Source organism: Pseudomonas idahonensis (genome assembly GCF_037903935.1).
Lineage (GTDB): Bacteria > Pseudomonadota > Gammaproteobacteria > Pseudomonadales > Pseudomonadaceae > Aquipseudomonas > Aquipseudomonas danubii.
Window position 1 is genome coordinate 4,290,014 of sequence record NZ_CP149586.1, and the last position, 14,780, is coordinate 4,304,793.

The window sequence follows — 14,780 nt, forward strand, 5'->3', positions numbered from 1 at the left end:
CACCGGCCAGCAACACACCGGCCCCCAGGGTGCCGGCCATGAAATGACGACGGTTCATGGGTCTGATCTCCTGTTCAAGCCACACCCAGCACCGAGGCCAGGTGGGCGTTGATGAATTTGCCTTGCGGGTCCAGCGCCTGGCGCACCTTGGCGAAGGCCGACCATTGCGGGTACAGCCCCTGCAGGGTGCGGGCATTGAGGCTGTGGTGCTTGCCCCAGTGCGGACGCCCCTGGTACTTCCAGAAGATCGGCTCCACGGCGGCGAAGAAGTTGTGGTGGTCCATGCTGTAGTGCTGGTGCACCGAGATCGAACAGCTGTCGCGACCTTCGAACATGCTCAGGGGAATGTCGTCGGCCTTGACGTAGCGGTACTCGATGGGAAACCAGGTGCGCAGGTCCTTGTCGCGGATCAGCGCGAGGATCTCGCGCAGGCACGCCGGCCCCAAGTGCGCCGGCACCGAGTACTCCATCTCGTTGAAGCGCACGCTGCGCACATTGGCGTAGACCTGATAGGAATCCCCCACCCGCTCATCGAACCGGGCCAGCCAGCGCAGGCTGTTGAGCAGGTGGCGGCGAGTCTCGGGGAAGTCGCTGACGTACTTATCGAGGTTCTCGATCAGGCTGACGAACTCGTTGCCGCCCTCCTCGGCCGGGTCCCTGGGCGGGGTCGCCGGGTCGCCGGTCTCATTCAGGGCCACCGCCAGGGCGTAGTCGGAATGGGTAACCACGAGCATTTCCCAGTGCTGGTTGTCGCGAAGGTTGTTGGCCATGTCTTCCAGCAGTTCATCGGTCCTGGCAATCCACTGTTTTTCCCGCAGGCGATAGGCGGCGCGGTTCTGCAGGCGCACCCGGGTCGCCACCCCCAGTGCCCCGAGGGACACCCGGGCGACGTGGAACACCTCGGCGTTGCGCTGGGGATCGCAGTCCAGCACCTCGCCACTGGCGGTCACCAGTTGCAGCCCGCAGACCTGGGACGAATAGGAGCCAAAGCCGATCCCGGTGCCGTGGGTCGAGGTGGCAATGGCACCGGCCAGGGTCTGGTAGTCGATATCCGCCATGTTCCACAACGCCTGCCCCACCTCCTTGAGCGCTGGGCCCATCAGCGACATCGGCGTGCCGGCGGCGAACTCGGCTTGCAGGGTCTGCGGATCATGGGCCAGCAGGCCGTTGAAATAGGCCAGGGACAGCAAGGTGCCGTCGGTGGGCACCAGGGCGCTGAAGGAGTGGCCGGAGCCCACCGGACGGACCTTGCCCGGGGCCTGGCGGATCACCTGCCGCAACTCATCCAGGTCCTTGGGCGCCAGCCGCGCTTCGGGCAGGCAGCTTTGCGCGCCGGACCAATTGCGCCAAGGGATCAGCCGCGAGGGCCGGGCCAGCTCGGCCAGCAGTGGGTTGCTGCACAGCGCGCCGAAGGCGCCGAGGGCGCCAGCGCCTTGCAGCAGCCGGCGTCGAGAGAGGTGCATGTGCATAAACGAAGACCTTGTCTTTTTATTGGAATGAATGGCCGGACATGAAGCTGATCAGGGCCAGGAACTGCGCTTCGCTGCACTGCATGCACAGGCCCATGGGCGGCATGCCCTGGTAGCCGTTGATACTGTGATCGAGCAGGGTATCGGCACCCTGGGCCAGGCGCGGGGCCCAGGCCTTGGCGTCGCCGGCCAGGGGCGCACCGGAGGCCGGGTTGGCGTGGCACAGCTGGCAGCTGCTGGCGTAGACCTGGGCCAGGGCCGGGTCGGCCGGGCTCAGACGCGCAGCGTCGAGTGGCGCAGCGTCGAGGCGCACGGCGGCAGGCGGTTCAGCCTCGCCGCAAGCGCTCAGCAGCAAGCCCAGAAGCAGGCCCAGGGCGCGGCGAATCAGCAGGCAAGAGGGACGCCGCAACGGGCGCGAACAGGCGGGGGTGACAGTGGGCATCGGTGGTCCTCAGTGCGGCCAGGGCAAAGGGCCCGCCCCGACAACAGAGGCGGCCCCTATTGAGCAACACTAAGACACCCGCCCCCTGGGGTTGAGGGCATTGGCGGCCAGCCAAGGGTGCAGGGTCGGCCAGCCAAGGGAGCTGAGTCGGTCCGCCAGGAGGCTGCCTGGACGGTAACGGACGCACGCCGCCCCGCGCCTTACTGGATCCGATAGTGGAAGGTGTTGCGCACCGCCGGCACCGTCACCGCCTGGCCATCGATCAGCCGTGGCTGGTAACGGAAAGTCGCCACCGCCGCCAGGGACGGGCGCATGAACAGCGGATGGCAACCGTCGATGACCCTGGGGTTCTCCACCCGCCCCTGGGGATTGACGCTGTATTCCACGGTGCAGTCGCCTTCCAGGTTCTTGTCCAGGGCCCGCTGCGGGTAGTCCGGTGCCTCCTTGCTCAGAGGCTGGTACTGGCGGCTGTCGGCGGCGGCCTGGGCCGCCTGCTGGCGCGCGCGCTCGGCGGCCAGCCGCGACTGTTCGGCGCGCTGGGCCTGTGCTTGTTCCTGGGCCACACGTTGCTCGGTATCGCGCTGGCGCTGCTCGGCCTCCAGGCGCTCGCGCTGCTGGCGTTGCTGCTCCTGCACCTGCTCACGCTTCTTGTCTTCCACGCGCTTGCGCGCCAGGGCTGCCTGCTCCAGTTTCTGCGCCTGCACCTGGGGGTCTACCCGGGGCCTGACCGGCTCCGGCGCAGCCGCGGGCAGTGGCGGTGGCGGTGGCGCCACCTCGGCCAGCGCCGGCAGCGGTTCCGCGGGGGCGGCAGGCGGCGCCAGCATCACCAGTTGGGTGGTCAGTACCGCCGGCGCCTCGACCTGCAGTTTGTCCACCGACCAGCCCAGCACCAGCGCCACCAGCACTCCGGCGTGCAGGGCCAGGGCCAGGCTGGCCGCCAGGCTGTTGCGCCAGAAGCCGGATGCCTCGGGCCGCAGGGGCATCGCGGTGGGGTTGTGCATGATCATCGCCGTCATTGCGGGGCCTCGGTCACCAGCCCCAGGTTGTGCACCCCGCCCTGCTGCAACGCCGCCATGGCCGCCACCACGCTGGAATAGGCGGCGTCCTGATCGGCGCGGATGTACACCTGGGTATCGCCGCGCTGGGCAATCACCTGGGCCACCTTGGCGCGCATCTGCTCAAGGTCCACGGCGCTGTCGGTCTGGTGCCGAGTGTCCAGTTCGCTGCCCAGGTTCCAGTAGTAACCACCCTCGGCTTTCACCGACAGAGTGAGGATCTGCTGGCGGCTGTCGGTGGCCAGGGCCTCGCTGGCGACCTTGGGCAATTCGATCTTCACCCCCTGGGTGAGCATCGGCGCGGTGACCATGAAGATCACCAGCAGCACCAGCATCACATCGATATAGGGCACCACGTTCATTTCCGCCTTGGGTCCGTGCTTGCGTTGCGGCCTGACTAACATCGGCTTGCTCCTTCTCTCAGGCCGCCACGGCCAAGTGGCTCGGGGTGCCCTGCAAGGTGCGGTGCAGGCGCACCTGCAGTTCGTTGCCAAAGGCGTAGTAGCGAGTCAGCAGGGTCTGGCTGCGGGCCGAGAAGCGGTTGTAGGCGATCACCGCGGGAATCGCCGCGAACAGGCCGATGGCGGTGGCGATCAGCGCCTCGGCAATGCCCGGGGCCACGGTGGAAAGGGTCGCCTGCTGCACCTGGGACAGCCCGAGGAAGGAATTCATGATCCCCCACACGGTGCCGAACAGGCCGATATAGGGGCTCACCGAACCCACCGTGGCGAGAAACTGCAGGCCTTGTTCCAAGCGGGTTTCCTGTTCGCTGATGGCCACGTACAGGGCCCGCTCCACGCCTTCCAGCACGCCTTCGCCGTTACCGCCGGACTGGCCGCACAGGTGGCCAAATTCCTGGTAGCCGGCGACGAAGATCGGCTCCACGCCGCCTTCGCCATCAGCCTGCGGGGCCACTTCGCGGTACAGCGGCAGCAGCTCGGGCGCGGCGCGAAAGCGCTGGACAAAGGTGTTGCAGCGGCGCTCACAGGCGCGCAGCACGGCGCCGCGCTGGATGATCAGGTACCAGCTGAGCAGGGACGCCAGGAGCAAGGTCAGCATGACCGCCTTGACCAACAAACTGGCATCGCTGATCAGCCCCCAGATGCTCATGTGTTCGAGTGTGGCCTGCATGGTGAAACTCCTTCTCGGCTGCCCGCCAGGGCTGGCGGGGCTATTCGATGACATTCAAATGACCGGGTGATGACAACCGGCTCAGGGCAGTTTCAGGGCCTGGGTAACCTCGGCCCAGGGCACGAACTTGAAGTTCTGGGTCTGCTCGGGCATGCGCTTTCGCCCGTCCTGGACCACCAGCAAACCCTGGTTCCAAGGCCCGCCGAGGTTGGCCGAGGTGACTTCCAGGCCATCGGTTTCCGAGGCGCCGTCGATCCCCGCACGGGCGTTGAGGCTGACCCGGAACGCGCCGTGGGAGGCGTACGGTGGCTCGGCGTCCAGCACCAGGTAGCTGTCGTTGCCCTGGCTGGAAATCACCAGATAATCCCGAGCGCTGCTCTGATACAGCGCCAGGCCCTCGACATCGGCCTGCAACAGGCCGCCGACCTTGATCACGCTGTGCAGGGTCGCCGGCTGCTCGGGCCGGGCGTCCAGGGCCCAGACGCCAACATCCTCCTCACCGAGGAACAGCCGCTGGCGCTGGTCATCGGCGACACAGCCCTCGGGCTGGCTGGCCACCTTGAACTGGCGCACCAGCTCGCCCTGGGCAATGCCGGACGGTGCACTCAGGCGGTACTGGAGGAAGGTGCCGTCCTTGTCGTTGGCAATGGCATAGAGCTCGCCGCTGGCGGGCTGGAACAGGCAAATGCCGTAGATGTCCTTGAGCGGCGTGGCGATCTCCCCGGCTTCGCGCAACTCGCCGCTGGCGCGGTCAATGGCGAACAGGCTGAGGCTGTTGTGATCGCGATTGCTGGCCACGGCCAGGTCCACGGCCTGCTCGCCGAGCTTGAAGTTGGGGCGCACGTCGACGTTGTTCAAACGCCCCACTGCCAGTTCCTGCAGCAGCTTGCCCTGCAGGTCGTAGGCCAGCAGGCCCTGCTTCTTGTTGGTGCCCAGCACTCGGCTCAGGGACGGCTGCTGCGGGTGGACCCAGATCGCCGGATCATCAGCGGCATCGCCCTGGCGCCCCACCGGCTCGCTCTGCACCGCCGCCTGCACGATGGGCAGTACCGGCGGCAAGGCCATCGGGGTGGCCTGCCAGTTCAACTGGCCCTGGTACAGGCGCCCGTCTTCATCGTCACGCAGCAGCACCTGCAGGCCCTTGGCGCTGGTACGCAGGGCAATGTTTTCCGGCTCCTTGAGGCCGCTCAGGGGCAGCGTGGCCTGGGCGGCCCAACCCTTTTCCTGTTGCTGATAAAGGTGCAGTTGCGCGGCTTTCGGGTCCAGGCCCAGCACCCCGCCCGGCACCAGGGCCATGGCCCCGGCGCTTTTCTTGATCTCGCCGAAAGGCGCGCGTAGGGCCACCGGCTGACGCAGGGTGTCGGCTTCGGCATGGGCCGGGTAGGCCCACCAGCCGACATTCTGTTCATTGACCAGCAGTTGCTGGGCGGCGTCGTCCACCTGGCAGAACTTGGCCTCTGGCGGCAGTGGCAAGCCACGCACCCGCTGCGGCTCGGTGCTCAGTTGCGCGCCATGGCCCACCAGCCATTGCTCGCCCTTGCCCTCCTCGCCCACCAGAAACAGGAACAGGTTGCTGGCCTCGTCGCGGTACAGACACAGGCCGTTGACCGGGTAGTCCCGGGTGGGCAGGTACAGCGGCTGGCCCCAGGTGCGGGTGGCCGGATCAAGGCTCACCAGCAGCGCTTGCTGACGCTGGTTGTCGAGGCTGGCCACCAGTATTTGCTGGCCGGCGGCGCGGCTGTCCAGGCCGTTGAACGAGCCCTTGAAGCGGGCCAGCTGGCGGCCCTGTTCATCCAGCAGCAACAGGCCTTCGCGTTCACTGGCCAGCAACCGGTCGGTGCCCGTGCCGGCGGGCACAAAGCCCAGGCCGGTGACGCCCGAGGTCTGCTCGGCCCAGGGTTTGAGGTTCAGGCCCGGCACGCTGGGGGCGGCCAGGGCCATGCTGCTGGCCAAGGCGACGCCACCGGTCAAGCCAATGCACAGGCCCAGCAGGCGGTTTCTTGCGGTCAATACAGTGCTCATCACAATCCTTGAGTGTGCTGTCGGGCAAGGGCCCGCTACTTAGAAATGGGTGAAGGTCAGGCCGAGCTTGTAGGTCGGGCCGTATTCCTCGTACTGGGCGTTGTAGGAGCGGTTGCCGGTGTAGACGAAGTACGGCTGGTCGGTGAGGTTCTGCGCCTCGAAGCTCAGTTGCAGGTTTTTGCTCAGGGAATACTTGGCGCTGAAATCGACGAAGGTCTGGGCATCCACGTGCAGGTCGTGGGCCTTGTCGCTGATGGAGGCCAGCTCATAGAGGTAAGCCGACTTGTAGTTGGCCGACAGGCGCAGGCTGAGCTTGTCGTCTTCCCAGCCGAGCATCAGGTTGCCCACGGTGTCCGACTGGTTGGGCAGGTCGATGTCGCGCTTGCGGTTGACCCCGGCCTTCTGGTCGAAGCCCTCGATGCTCGCGCTGGAGCGGCTGAAGGTGCTGTTGGCGCCCAGCAGCAGGCCGTTCCACGGCGCCGGCAGCCAGTCGAATTTCTGCGAATAGGCCAGTTCCAGGCCGTACAGCTTGGCGCTGTCGCCGTTGGCGAAGGTGTGCGCCTCGGAGAACCCGCTCCAGGCACCGGTGCCGGCCAGGTCGGTGTTGTAGACGAAGTTCTGGATGTCCTTGTAGAACACGAAGGCCGAGACGCTGCCGGCGCGGCCCATGTAGTGCTCGATGCCCAGGTCCAGGTTGCTCGACTCCAGGGGCTTGAGGTCGGGGTTGCCGAAGGTCGCCTCGTCGCCGTCGATGACAAAGCCCGGGGCCAGCTGGCCGAAGGTCGGGCGCACCACGCTCTTGGTCCAGGCCGCGCGCAGCTGGGTGTTCTTGTCCAGCTGGTAGCGCGCATGCAGCCCCGGCAGCCAGTGCTGGTAGCGGCGTTGGGTGTCGGTGGCGGTGAAGGCGCCGTCGGTGACCCCGGTGCCCTTGGCCTGGAACTCGGTGCCCTCGTAGCGCAGGCCGGCGATGAAGCGCCAGTCGTCGATGTCCAGGGTGTTCATGAAGTAGCCGGCGTTGATGTCTTCGCGGATCTTGAAGTCGTTGACCCGGGATTCTTCCTCGTCGTAGAAGGCCGCCGGATTCAGGCCGCCGATCAACTGCTTGATGGCGCCGCCACTGATGCCCGGGCCGAAGCGGCCGAGGGAGTAGTCCACGTTGCCCTTCTGGAACTGCCCGAGGTTGAGCTGCTGGTCGGTAAAGCCCAGGGTGTCGAAGTCCTTGTAGACCCAGGCTTCCAGGTCGTTGTCCTTGTTGCGCCGGCTGACTTTGCCGCCGAACTTGAACTGCGCGGCGTAGCCACTCAGGTCATAGTCCCGAGCCAGGTCCAGGCGCAGGTTCTTCTCGGTGTCGGTGGTCTTCTGCTGTTCCCAGTCGACCTTGTCCAGGGTGAAGTTGGCCGGGTCGTAGAAGCCAGCGCCGATCACCGGGCGCGGCTTGCCGTTGTCGTAGAAGCCGCTGTCGGAAAAATCGCTGTTGCCCTTGAAGGTGGCCCCGGCGATATGCGCCGGGCTGTCTTCGCTGGAGCGGCTGTAGCCGGTCTGGCCGCTGAGGGTCCACAGGCCCAGCTGGCGCTCGCCGCCGAACACGTAGGACTGGATCTCCTGGGTTTCCTCGCGCTGCTTGAGCTTGCGCTTGGCCTCGGCGTCGCCGCGCTCCCCGGCGGCCAGGGGGTCGGCGAATTCGATGCTGGTGGAGTTGCGGGTTTCGCTGTCCTTGTAGCGGCTGTACAGGGTACGCAAGTAGTAGCTGCTGCTGTCGTCGGGCTTGTAGTCGAAGTTCAGGCCGCCACCGGCACGCTCGCGGCTGATGGCGTAGTCGCGCTGCTCGAATTCCTGCAGCTTGGCGCCTTGTTCGAAGTCCCAGGCGCCGCCGGTCTCGACGTTGTCGGAGCCGAAATCGCGCTTCTGCCAGCTCAAGGCCGCGGCCACGCCGAAGTTGTCGATGCCGTCGCCGAGGCTGAAGCGGTTGCTCGCCGCGCCGGAGAATTTCGGGCTGGTCTGGCGGGTGTTCTGGTCGTAGCTGGCCTCGCTGCTGCCGCTGTAGAACAGGCCCTTGTGGTCGAAGGCCGAGAGGCTTTTCACGTCCACGGTGCCGCCCAGGGAGTTGGCGTCCATGTCCGGGGTCAGGGTCTTGATCACCGACAGCGACTGCACCAGCTCCGAGGGCAGTACATCCAGGGCCACGGCGCGGCGCGCGCTTTCCGGCGAGGGCACCAGGGTGCCGTTGATGGTCACGCTGTTGAGGTCCGGGCCCAGGCCGCGGACGCTGACAAAGCGCCCTTCGCCCTGGTCGCGCTCGATGCTGATGCCCGGCAGGCGCTGCGCCGCCTCGGCGGCGTTCTGGTCCGGCAACTGGGCCACGCCGTCGGCGTGCACCACGCTTTCGATGCTGTCCGAACGTCGTTGCTCCTTGAGCGCCTGATCGATGCTGGCCGCCTGGCCTACCACTTGCACGTGCTCGGTGGCGGCCGTTTCGGCGGCGCTCAAGCGTTCACTGGCGATGGCCATGGCCAGCGCGGTCAAGGTAAAGCTGACAAGCCCGGGACTGCTGCGCTTGTACATGATGGTCCTCCCCCAAGAGTCCGCTAACGCCGGGCAAGGGGCCCGGCAACTGGGAGGGCACGCTAGGGATGGCGAATGACGGTTCTGTGACAGGGTCGAGCGACGGGTAACGTAAACACCCTTTTGCCCGCAGATCGGTCGGCACAATGAGCTGAAATGACCTGTGATTCAGCGTCTGATAGCAGACTGGGACTGGGCTCGCGACCGTTTGCGCCGCGGCGGCCGCCGGGCAATTGCGGGGGCTGGCTGGAGCAGTCGCGGGCAGGCTTTAGGTGCGCTGCGCACGCCAGTATGAGCAGGCATCCTCGCCACCTAAGGCGAATTCAGCGAGGCTTGTGTCGGCAAAAAAAACGCCACCGGCGTGAGCTGATTCGACCTCTCAGCGGTTTCTCCCGACGTCACCGCACTGTCACAAACATCTGCTGTGCTGGCGCCCTCTCACTCCCGGCAAAAGGATCGCGGCCATGTTCTGCGTGCTCAACCCCCACCGTTGGAAACTGGCCGCGCTGTTGCTGGCGGCCAACGCCGGGCTGCTGTTGCATCTGGCTTGCGGCACGCTGAAACCGGTCAGCGAGTGGCAATGGCTGGACATCATCGGCGAAGGCGGTTCGGCGCTGCTGGCCCTGGTCTGGCTCGCGCTGGTGCTCAAGAGCCGCCCTGCCGGGCGGGTCACCCACTACCTGGCCCTGGGCCTGAGCTGCATTTTCTTTTCCTGGTGGATCGACAGCCTCGACGAGTTCATCCGCCTGCCTCCCAGCATCACCTGGGACCACTGGCTGGAATCGGCGCCGATGCCCATCGGCATGATCCTGCTGACCATCGGCATCTACCATTGGCACCGCGAACAGCTGGCCATCAGCGCGCAGATGGAAAAGAAGGAACGGCTGTTTCGCGAGCACCGCCAGTTCGACAAGCTCACCCCGCTAGCCGGCGCCGACTACCTCAAGCGCGAGCTGGCCGCCAGCCTGCAAGACAGTCGCCGCCAACAGCAGCCCTTGTCGCTGCTGGCCCTGGACCTGGACCACTTCGCCGCGATCAACCAGGACTACGGCCACGCCGAAGGGGATGCGGTGCTGCAAGCCCTGAGCCATGTGCTGCTGCTCAACCTGCGACGCCAGGACCTGCTGTGCCGGCTGGCCGGCGACCGCTTCGTGGTGCTGCTGCCCAACACCGGCGAGAGCCAGGCGCGACTGCTGGCCCTGGAACTGCAACAGGCGGTTCAGGGACTGGCGCACAAGACCCGGCAACACGGCGAGCGCCTGCACCTGGCGGCCAGCACCGCGGTGGTGATGGCCCTGGAGGAGACCCCGGAGGTCCTGCTCAAACGCCTCAATCTGGCCCTGGCCCGAGCCAAGCAGCCCCTGGCGAAAACCGCCTGAGGCGCCATCATGACCGTGAAGACCCACTGGTACGAAGCCGATACCCGCTTCATCCCCGGGCACTATCAACCGGCGGCGCTGATCGACCTGGCGCTGTCGCGGGACATCGACAGCCATCGCCTGCTGCGCGGCACCGGGCTGTTCCACGAGGACATCCTCGCCGGCCAGACCCGTCTCAGCCCGCAGCAGTTCCTGGCGCTGATCGGCAACAGCCGGCGCCTGCTGGACGCCGACGACAGCAGTTTCCTGTTTGGCCAGCGCCTGCTGCCCGGGCACTACGGCGCCGCCAGCCATGCCTTGCGCCATGCCCAGAACCTGCATCAGGCCCTGGACACCCTGGTGCAGCAGCAGGCCCTGCTCAGCCCCCTGCTGAGCCCACGCCTGGTGCTGGATGAGCAGCATGCCTATTGCTACTGGCTGGACAGCTGCGGCGCCGGCGAGCACGGGCGCTTCCTGCTGGAAGCCAGCATGACTTCGCTGGTGGCCATGAGTCAGTGGCTGGCCGGCCAGCGCCTGCCCTGGGAATGCAGCTTCAGCCATGCCGAGCCGCGCTACGTCGAGCAGTACTGGGTGCACCTGGGGGAACAGACCCAGTTCCAGCGCCCCCTGGACCTGATGCGCATTCCTCGGGAATACCTGACCCGGCCCTGGCCCGGCACCTCGGCCACCGCCGGCCAAGTGGCGCGCCAGGAAGCCGCCGAGCACCTGCGGCAGTTGGGGTTTTCCACGAGCTTCCTCGACGCCCTGTACCGCTACCTGCAAGCCAATGTGCGCAGTGCGCCAAGCCTGGAACAGGCGGCCCAGGCCTTTGTAATGAGCCCGGCGACCCTCAAGCGCAAGCTGAGCAAGCACCACAGCGGCTACCAGCAGCAAGTGGATCGGGTGCGCAAACACGTGGCCCTGTACCTGTACCAGATCAAGGGCTGGAGCAACGAGGCAGTGGCCGAGTACCTGAACTTCAATGACCCGGCCAACTTCCGCCGCTCCTTCAAGCGCTGGACCGGCAGCACCCCGACCCTGATCCGGCAGTTGCTGGGCGACAGCTGAAACGTTTAACCTCGAACCATGACCGCGGGTGTGCCAACTGCACAAAGCGCTAAAGCCGCAGGCCATTCAGGCGTATAAACCTTGGAGCGATGGCGCCACTGTCATCCGCGCCGCAGCCATTTCCAACACGGGGTAGAGTCATGACCACAGCCAATGTCCTCAACAACCTGTTTCCTGCTGCCGCCGACATCCCCGAAGCCTATCGCCTGCCCGATCCGGTGGAGCAGCGCGACTACCTGGTAGACGGTGAACTGCGCACCTGGAACGGCCCCCTGGCCCAGGTCCGCAGCCCGATCTACTTGAGCGGCGCCGACGGCGACCAGCAAGTGATTCTCGGCAGCACGCCGCTGCTGGACGCTGATACCGCCCTCACCGCCCTGGACGCCGCCGTGCGCGCCTACGACCGCGGCCAGGGCGCCTGGCCAACGATGCGCGTGGCTGAGCGCATCCAGCACGTGGAAGCCTTCCTGGCGCGCATGCGCGAACAGCGCACAGCAGTGGTCAAGTTGCTGATGTGGGAAATCGGCAAGAACCTCAAGGACTCGGAAAAGGAGTTCGACCGCACCTGCGACTACATCGTCGACACCATCGGCGCGCTCAAGGAACTGGACCGGCGCTCCAGCCGCTTCGAACTGGAACAGGACACCCTCGGCCAGATCCGCCGCGTGCCCCTGGGCGTGGCCCTGTGCATGGGCCCCTACAACTACCCGCTGAACGAAACCTTCACCACCCTGATCCCGGCGCTGATCATGGGCAACACCGTGGTGTTCAAGCCGGCCAAGCTCGGCGTGCTGCTGATCCGGCCGTTGCTCGAAGCCTTCCGCGACAGCTTCCCGGCCGGGGTGATCAACGTCATCTACGGCAGCGGCCGCGAGACCGTCAGCGCGCTGATGGCCAGCGGCAAGATCGACATCTTCGCCTTCATCGGCACCAACAAGGCCGCCAGCGACCTGAAGAAACTCCACCCCAAGCCGCACCGCCTGCGCGCGGCCCTGGGCCTGGACGCGAAGAACCCGGGAATCGTGCTGCCCGATGCCGACCTGGACAACGCGGTCAGCGAGGCCGTTACCGGCGCGCTGTCGTTCAACGGCCAGCGCTGCACCGCGCTGAAGATCCTGTTCGTCCATGAAAGCGTGGTGGAGCGCTTTATCCAGCAGTTCAACGCCAAGCTGCAAGGCCTCAAGCCGGGCATGCCCTGGGAGCCGGGCGTGGCCCTGACGCCACTGCCGGAAAACACCAAGGTCGATTACCTGCACGCCCTGGTGGCCGATGCCCAGGCCCACGGCGCCCAGGTGGTGAACCCCCATGGCGGCGAGTCCCGGGCGTCGTTCTTCTACCCGGCGGTGCTGTACCCGGTGAACCCGCAGATGCGCGTCTACCACGAGGAACAGTTCGGCCCGGTGGTGCCCATCGTGCCCTACCGCGACCTGGACACGGTGATCGACTACGTCCTGGAATCGGACTTCGGCCAGCAACTGAGCCTGTTCGGCAGCGACCCGGCAGTGATCGGCCGGCTGGTGGACACCTTCGCCAACCAGGTCGGGCGGATCAACATCAACGCCCAGTGCCAGCGCGGCCCGGACACCTTCCCCTTCAACGGTCGCAAGAACTCCGCCGAGGGCACGCTGTCGGTGCATGATGCGTTGCGCACCTTCTCGATCCGCACCCTGGTGGCGACCAAGTTCCAGGAGCGCAACAAACAGCTGATCAGCGACATCATCCGCAATCGCGACTCCAGCTTCCTGACCACCGACTACATTTTCTGAAGCGCCTGGCCGGGGCTCGCCACGCGGCGAGTCGCGGCTACTGATTCAGCCACTCATCAGCTATTGGAGAAACCGGTCTGGGCCCGTTCAAACACCTGCGGGGCATCCACCTGCCGCCCTTGCTGCAGCGCCTGCTGCGTCCCCTGCTGGACCCGTACCGGCGCTACCGTCACGCCCGCCTGATCCATGCGGTGCGGGTCGCCCTCGGCCTGATCGCCACCATTCTCCTGACCACCGGCCTCAACCTGCCCCACGGCGAGTGGGCGTCGGTGACCATGCTGGTGGTGATCGGCGGCCTGCAGCACCACGGCAACATCGGCAAGAAGGCCGCCGAGCGGGCCATCGGCACCCTGGTGGGCGCCGGGGTCGGCCTGGTGCTGGTGGTGCAGCAGGCGTACTTCGGCCATCCCTGGCTGACCTACCTGGGCATGTCGGCGGTGTGCGGCTACTTTTCCTACCACGCCATCGGCAAGGGCGGGTATACCGCGCTGCTGGCAGCGATCACCGTGTTCATCGTCGCCGGCCATGGCGACAACCAGATCAGCGACGGCCTGTGGCGCGCGGTGGACATTCTCATCGGCATTGCCCTGGCCCTGGCGTTTTCCTTCGCCATTCCGCTGTACGCGGTGTATTCCTGGCGCTACACCCTGGCCAGCGCCCTGCGCGACTGCGCCCAGTTGTACGGACGGATCATCCAGGGCCAGTCGGTGACCGACGACGAACACCTCAAGCTCCTGGGCCGGGTCAACGCCGCCATGCTGCAACTGCGTTCGCTGATGCCTTCGGTGTCCAAGGAAGTGCGGATTTCCATGACCGAGCTGGACGCCATCCAGCGCAATCTGCGGATGTGCATCAGCACCCTGGAGATCCTCGGCAACACCCGCCCCGATGCCAGCGACCGGCAAGCCATGGCGCAGATGCAACTGGCACTCAAGGCCGAACACCGGCAGATCCGCGTGCAGTTGATCGGCATGGCCCGGGCCCTGCAAACGGGGGGCACCCAGCGCCTGGACAAACCCATGGAAGGCCATGCCGACAAGGCCCTGGAGGCGCCGGTGTATTCGCCCCTTGACGGTTACCGGCTGCTCACCCGGCAGTTGGCCGCGACCCTGGGCGAAATGCGCCAGCGACTGGCCAAAAGCGCCCGGCACTGGAAGATTTAAAACAACTCGCTAAAGAGAATGAAACGCGCCGCGTCGCCCACCTGCAGTGGTATCGGCCATGGCCAGCAGGCTGGCCAGTGCTTCTTCCAGCGGCATCAAGTGGCTCTGGCTCATCCCCGGGACTCGCAGGCCTGCACCGGCTTGAGGTGCGGCACGAAATTGCACGGCCGAGGCGGGCATCCAGCTGCTCGGCGAGGATGCCTTCCCAGGCGGTGCGGCAGGCCCCGGTGGAGCCCGGCAGGCAACACACCAGGGTGCCATTGGCCAGCCCGGCCAGGGCCCGGCTCTGTACCGTGGAGGTGCCGATATCGAGGATCGAGATGGCGCGGAACAGCTCACCGAAACCGTCGATATGCTTGTCCAGCAGGCAACTCACGGCTTCGGGAGTGCTGTCGCGGCCGGTGAAGCCGGTGCCGCCGGTGATCAGCACCACCTGGATGCGCTCGTCGGCGATCCAGGTCGCCACCTGGGCGCGGATCTTGTACAGATCGTCCTTGAGCAGGTTGCGTTCGCTCAGGGTGTGGCCGGCTTCCAGCAGGCGACTGACCAGCAGTTGCCCGGAGGTATCCGTGGCGTATTCCCGGGTATCGCTGACCGTCAGCACGGCCATGTTCAAGGGTACAAACAACGCATCCGACTTCACGCTCATGTCATTCTCCGACCGGCAAGATAAAAACCATGGATGCAGGCTAAAGGCCCGAAACCGCGGCTGTCTAATCGTTCTGGCTGACCGGATTATCGAGG

General features: G+C 66.2%; 11 protein-coding genes and 1 pseudogene. 4 read left to right on the forward strand and 8 right to left on the reverse strand.

The window, feature by feature from the left end:
* Positions 1-74 precede the first annotated feature (74 nt).
* The 7 genes from WIN67_RS19300 to WIN67_RS19330 all read right to left on the reverse strand — a co-directional run bounded on the left by WIN67_RS19300 (position 75) and on the right by WIN67_RS19330 (position 8,681).
* Complete coding sequence (locus WIN67_RS19300; protein ID WP_339071727.1) at positions 75-1,403, reverse strand: D-arabinono-1,4-lactone oxidase; 1,329 nt, start codon at positions 1,401-1,403, stop codon at positions 75-77.
* Between the two features lie 85 nt (positions 1,404-1,488).
* Entirely contained in the window at positions 1,489-1,911 is a 423-nt protein-coding gene (locus WIN67_RS19305; protein ID WP_296413319.1) for a c-type cytochrome, read from the reverse strand.
* A gap of 200 nt (positions 1,912-2,111) precedes the next feature.
* A complete protein-coding gene (locus WIN67_RS19310; protein ID WP_339069885.1) occupies positions 2,112-2,927 on the reverse strand; it encodes an energy transducer TonB in 816 nt (271 codons plus the stop codon).
* Complete coding sequence (tolR, locus tag WIN67_RS19315) at positions 2,924-3,370, reverse strand: protein TolR (RefSeq protein ID WP_102881597.1); 447 nt, start codon at positions 3,368-3,370, stop codon at positions 2,924-2,926. Before tolR ends, WIN67_RS19310 begins: the two co-directional genes overlap by 4 nt.
* Before the next feature lie 16 nt (positions 3,371-3,386).
* On the reverse strand, positions 3,387-4,097 hold the full coding sequence (gene tolQ, locus WIN67_RS19320; RefSeq protein WP_306399144.1) for a protein TolQ: 711 nt from the start codon (positions 4,095-4,097) through the stop codon (positions 3,387-3,389).
* Between the two features lie 81 nt (positions 4,098-4,178).
* Positions 4,179-6,119 (reverse strand): phytase, encoded by a 1,941-nt coding sequence (locus WIN67_RS19325; RefSeq protein WP_306399145.1) that lies wholly within the window; start codon positions 6,117-6,119, stop codon positions 4,179-4,181.
* Between the two features lie 39 nt (positions 6,120-6,158).
* A complete protein-coding gene (locus WIN67_RS19330) occupies positions 6,159-8,681 on the reverse strand; it encodes a TonB-dependent receptor (RefSeq protein ID WP_339069886.1) in 2,523 nt (840 codons plus the stop codon).
* 464 nt (positions 8,682-9,145) lie between these two features.
* Between WIN67_RS19330 and WIN67_RS19335 the strand changes: the two genes are divergently transcribed.
* The 4 genes from WIN67_RS19335 to WIN67_RS19350 all read left to right on the forward strand — a co-directional run bounded on the left by WIN67_RS19335 (position 9,146) and on the right by WIN67_RS19350 (position 14,036).
* Entirely contained in the window at positions 9,146-10,060 is a 915-nt protein-coding gene (locus WIN67_RS19335; protein WP_110596661.1) for a GGDEF domain-containing protein, read from the forward strand.
* A gap of 9 nt (positions 10,061-10,069) precedes the next feature.
* Positions 10,070-11,107 (forward strand): AraC family transcriptional regulator, encoded by a 1,038-nt coding sequence (locus WIN67_RS19340; protein WP_110596660.1) that lies wholly within the window; start codon positions 10,070-10,072, stop codon positions 11,105-11,107.
* 140 nt (positions 11,108-11,247) lie between these two features.
* The gene (locus tag WIN67_RS19345) at positions 11,248-12,873 is read left to right on the forward strand and encodes an NADP-dependent glyceraldehyde-3-phosphate dehydrogenase (RefSeq protein ID WP_123394537.1); all 1,626 of its coding nucleotides are present in this window, start codon (positions 11,248-11,250) and stop codon (positions 12,871-12,873) included.
* 122 nt (positions 12,874-12,995) lie between these two features.
* Positions 12,996-14,036: an FUSC family protein gene (locus tag WIN67_RS19350; protein WP_273924178.1), complete on the forward strand. Its 1,041-nt coding sequence runs from the start codon at positions 12,996-12,998 to the stop codon at positions 14,034-14,036.
* A 110-nt stretch (positions 14,037-14,146) separates the two neighbouring features.
* Here the strand turns inward: WIN67_RS19350 and moaB are convergent.
* Positions 14,147-14,685, reverse strand: a pseudogene (gene moaB / locus WIN67_RS19355) (molybdenum cofactor biosynthesis protein B).
* Between the last annotated feature and the right edge of the window lie 95 nt (positions 14,686-14,780).

Excerpts from the sequence above, each read along its gene's own strand:
- WIN67_RS19305 (WP_296413319.1), bottom strand. The coding sequence starts at position 1,911 with ATGCCCACTGTCACCCCCGCCTGTTCGCGCCCGTTGCGGCGTCCCTCT.
- WIN67_RS19310 (WP_339069885.1), bottom strand. The coding sequence starts at position 2,927 with ATGACGGCGATGATCATGCACAACCCCACCGCGATGCCCCTGCGGCCC.
- tolR (WP_102881597.1), bottom strand. The coding sequence starts at position 3,370 with ATGTTAGTCAGGCCGCAACGCAAGCACGGACCCAAGGCGGAAATGAAC.
- tolQ (WP_306399144.1), bottom strand. The coding sequence starts at position 4,097 with ATGCAGGCCACACTCGAACACATGAGCATCTGGGGGCTGATCAGCGAT.
- WIN67_RS19325 (WP_306399145.1), bottom strand. The coding sequence starts at position 6,119 with ATGAGCACTGTATTGACCGCAAGAAACCGCCTGCTGGGCCTGTGCATT.
- WIN67_RS19330 (WP_339069886.1), bottom strand. The coding sequence starts at position 8,681 with ATGTACAAGCGCAGCAGTCCCGGGCTTGTCAGCTTTACCTTGACCGCG.
- WIN67_RS19335 (WP_110596661.1), top strand. The coding sequence starts at position 9,146 with ATGTTCTGCGTGCTCAACCCCCACCGTTGGAAACTGGCCGCGCTGTTG.
- WIN67_RS19340 (WP_110596660.1), top strand. The coding sequence starts at position 10,070 with ATGACCGTGAAGACCCACTGGTACGAAGCCGATACCCGCTTCATCCCC.
- WIN67_RS19345 (WP_123394537.1), top strand. The coding sequence starts at position 11,248 with ATGACCACAGCCAATGTCCTCAACAACCTGTTTCCTGCTGCCGCCGAC.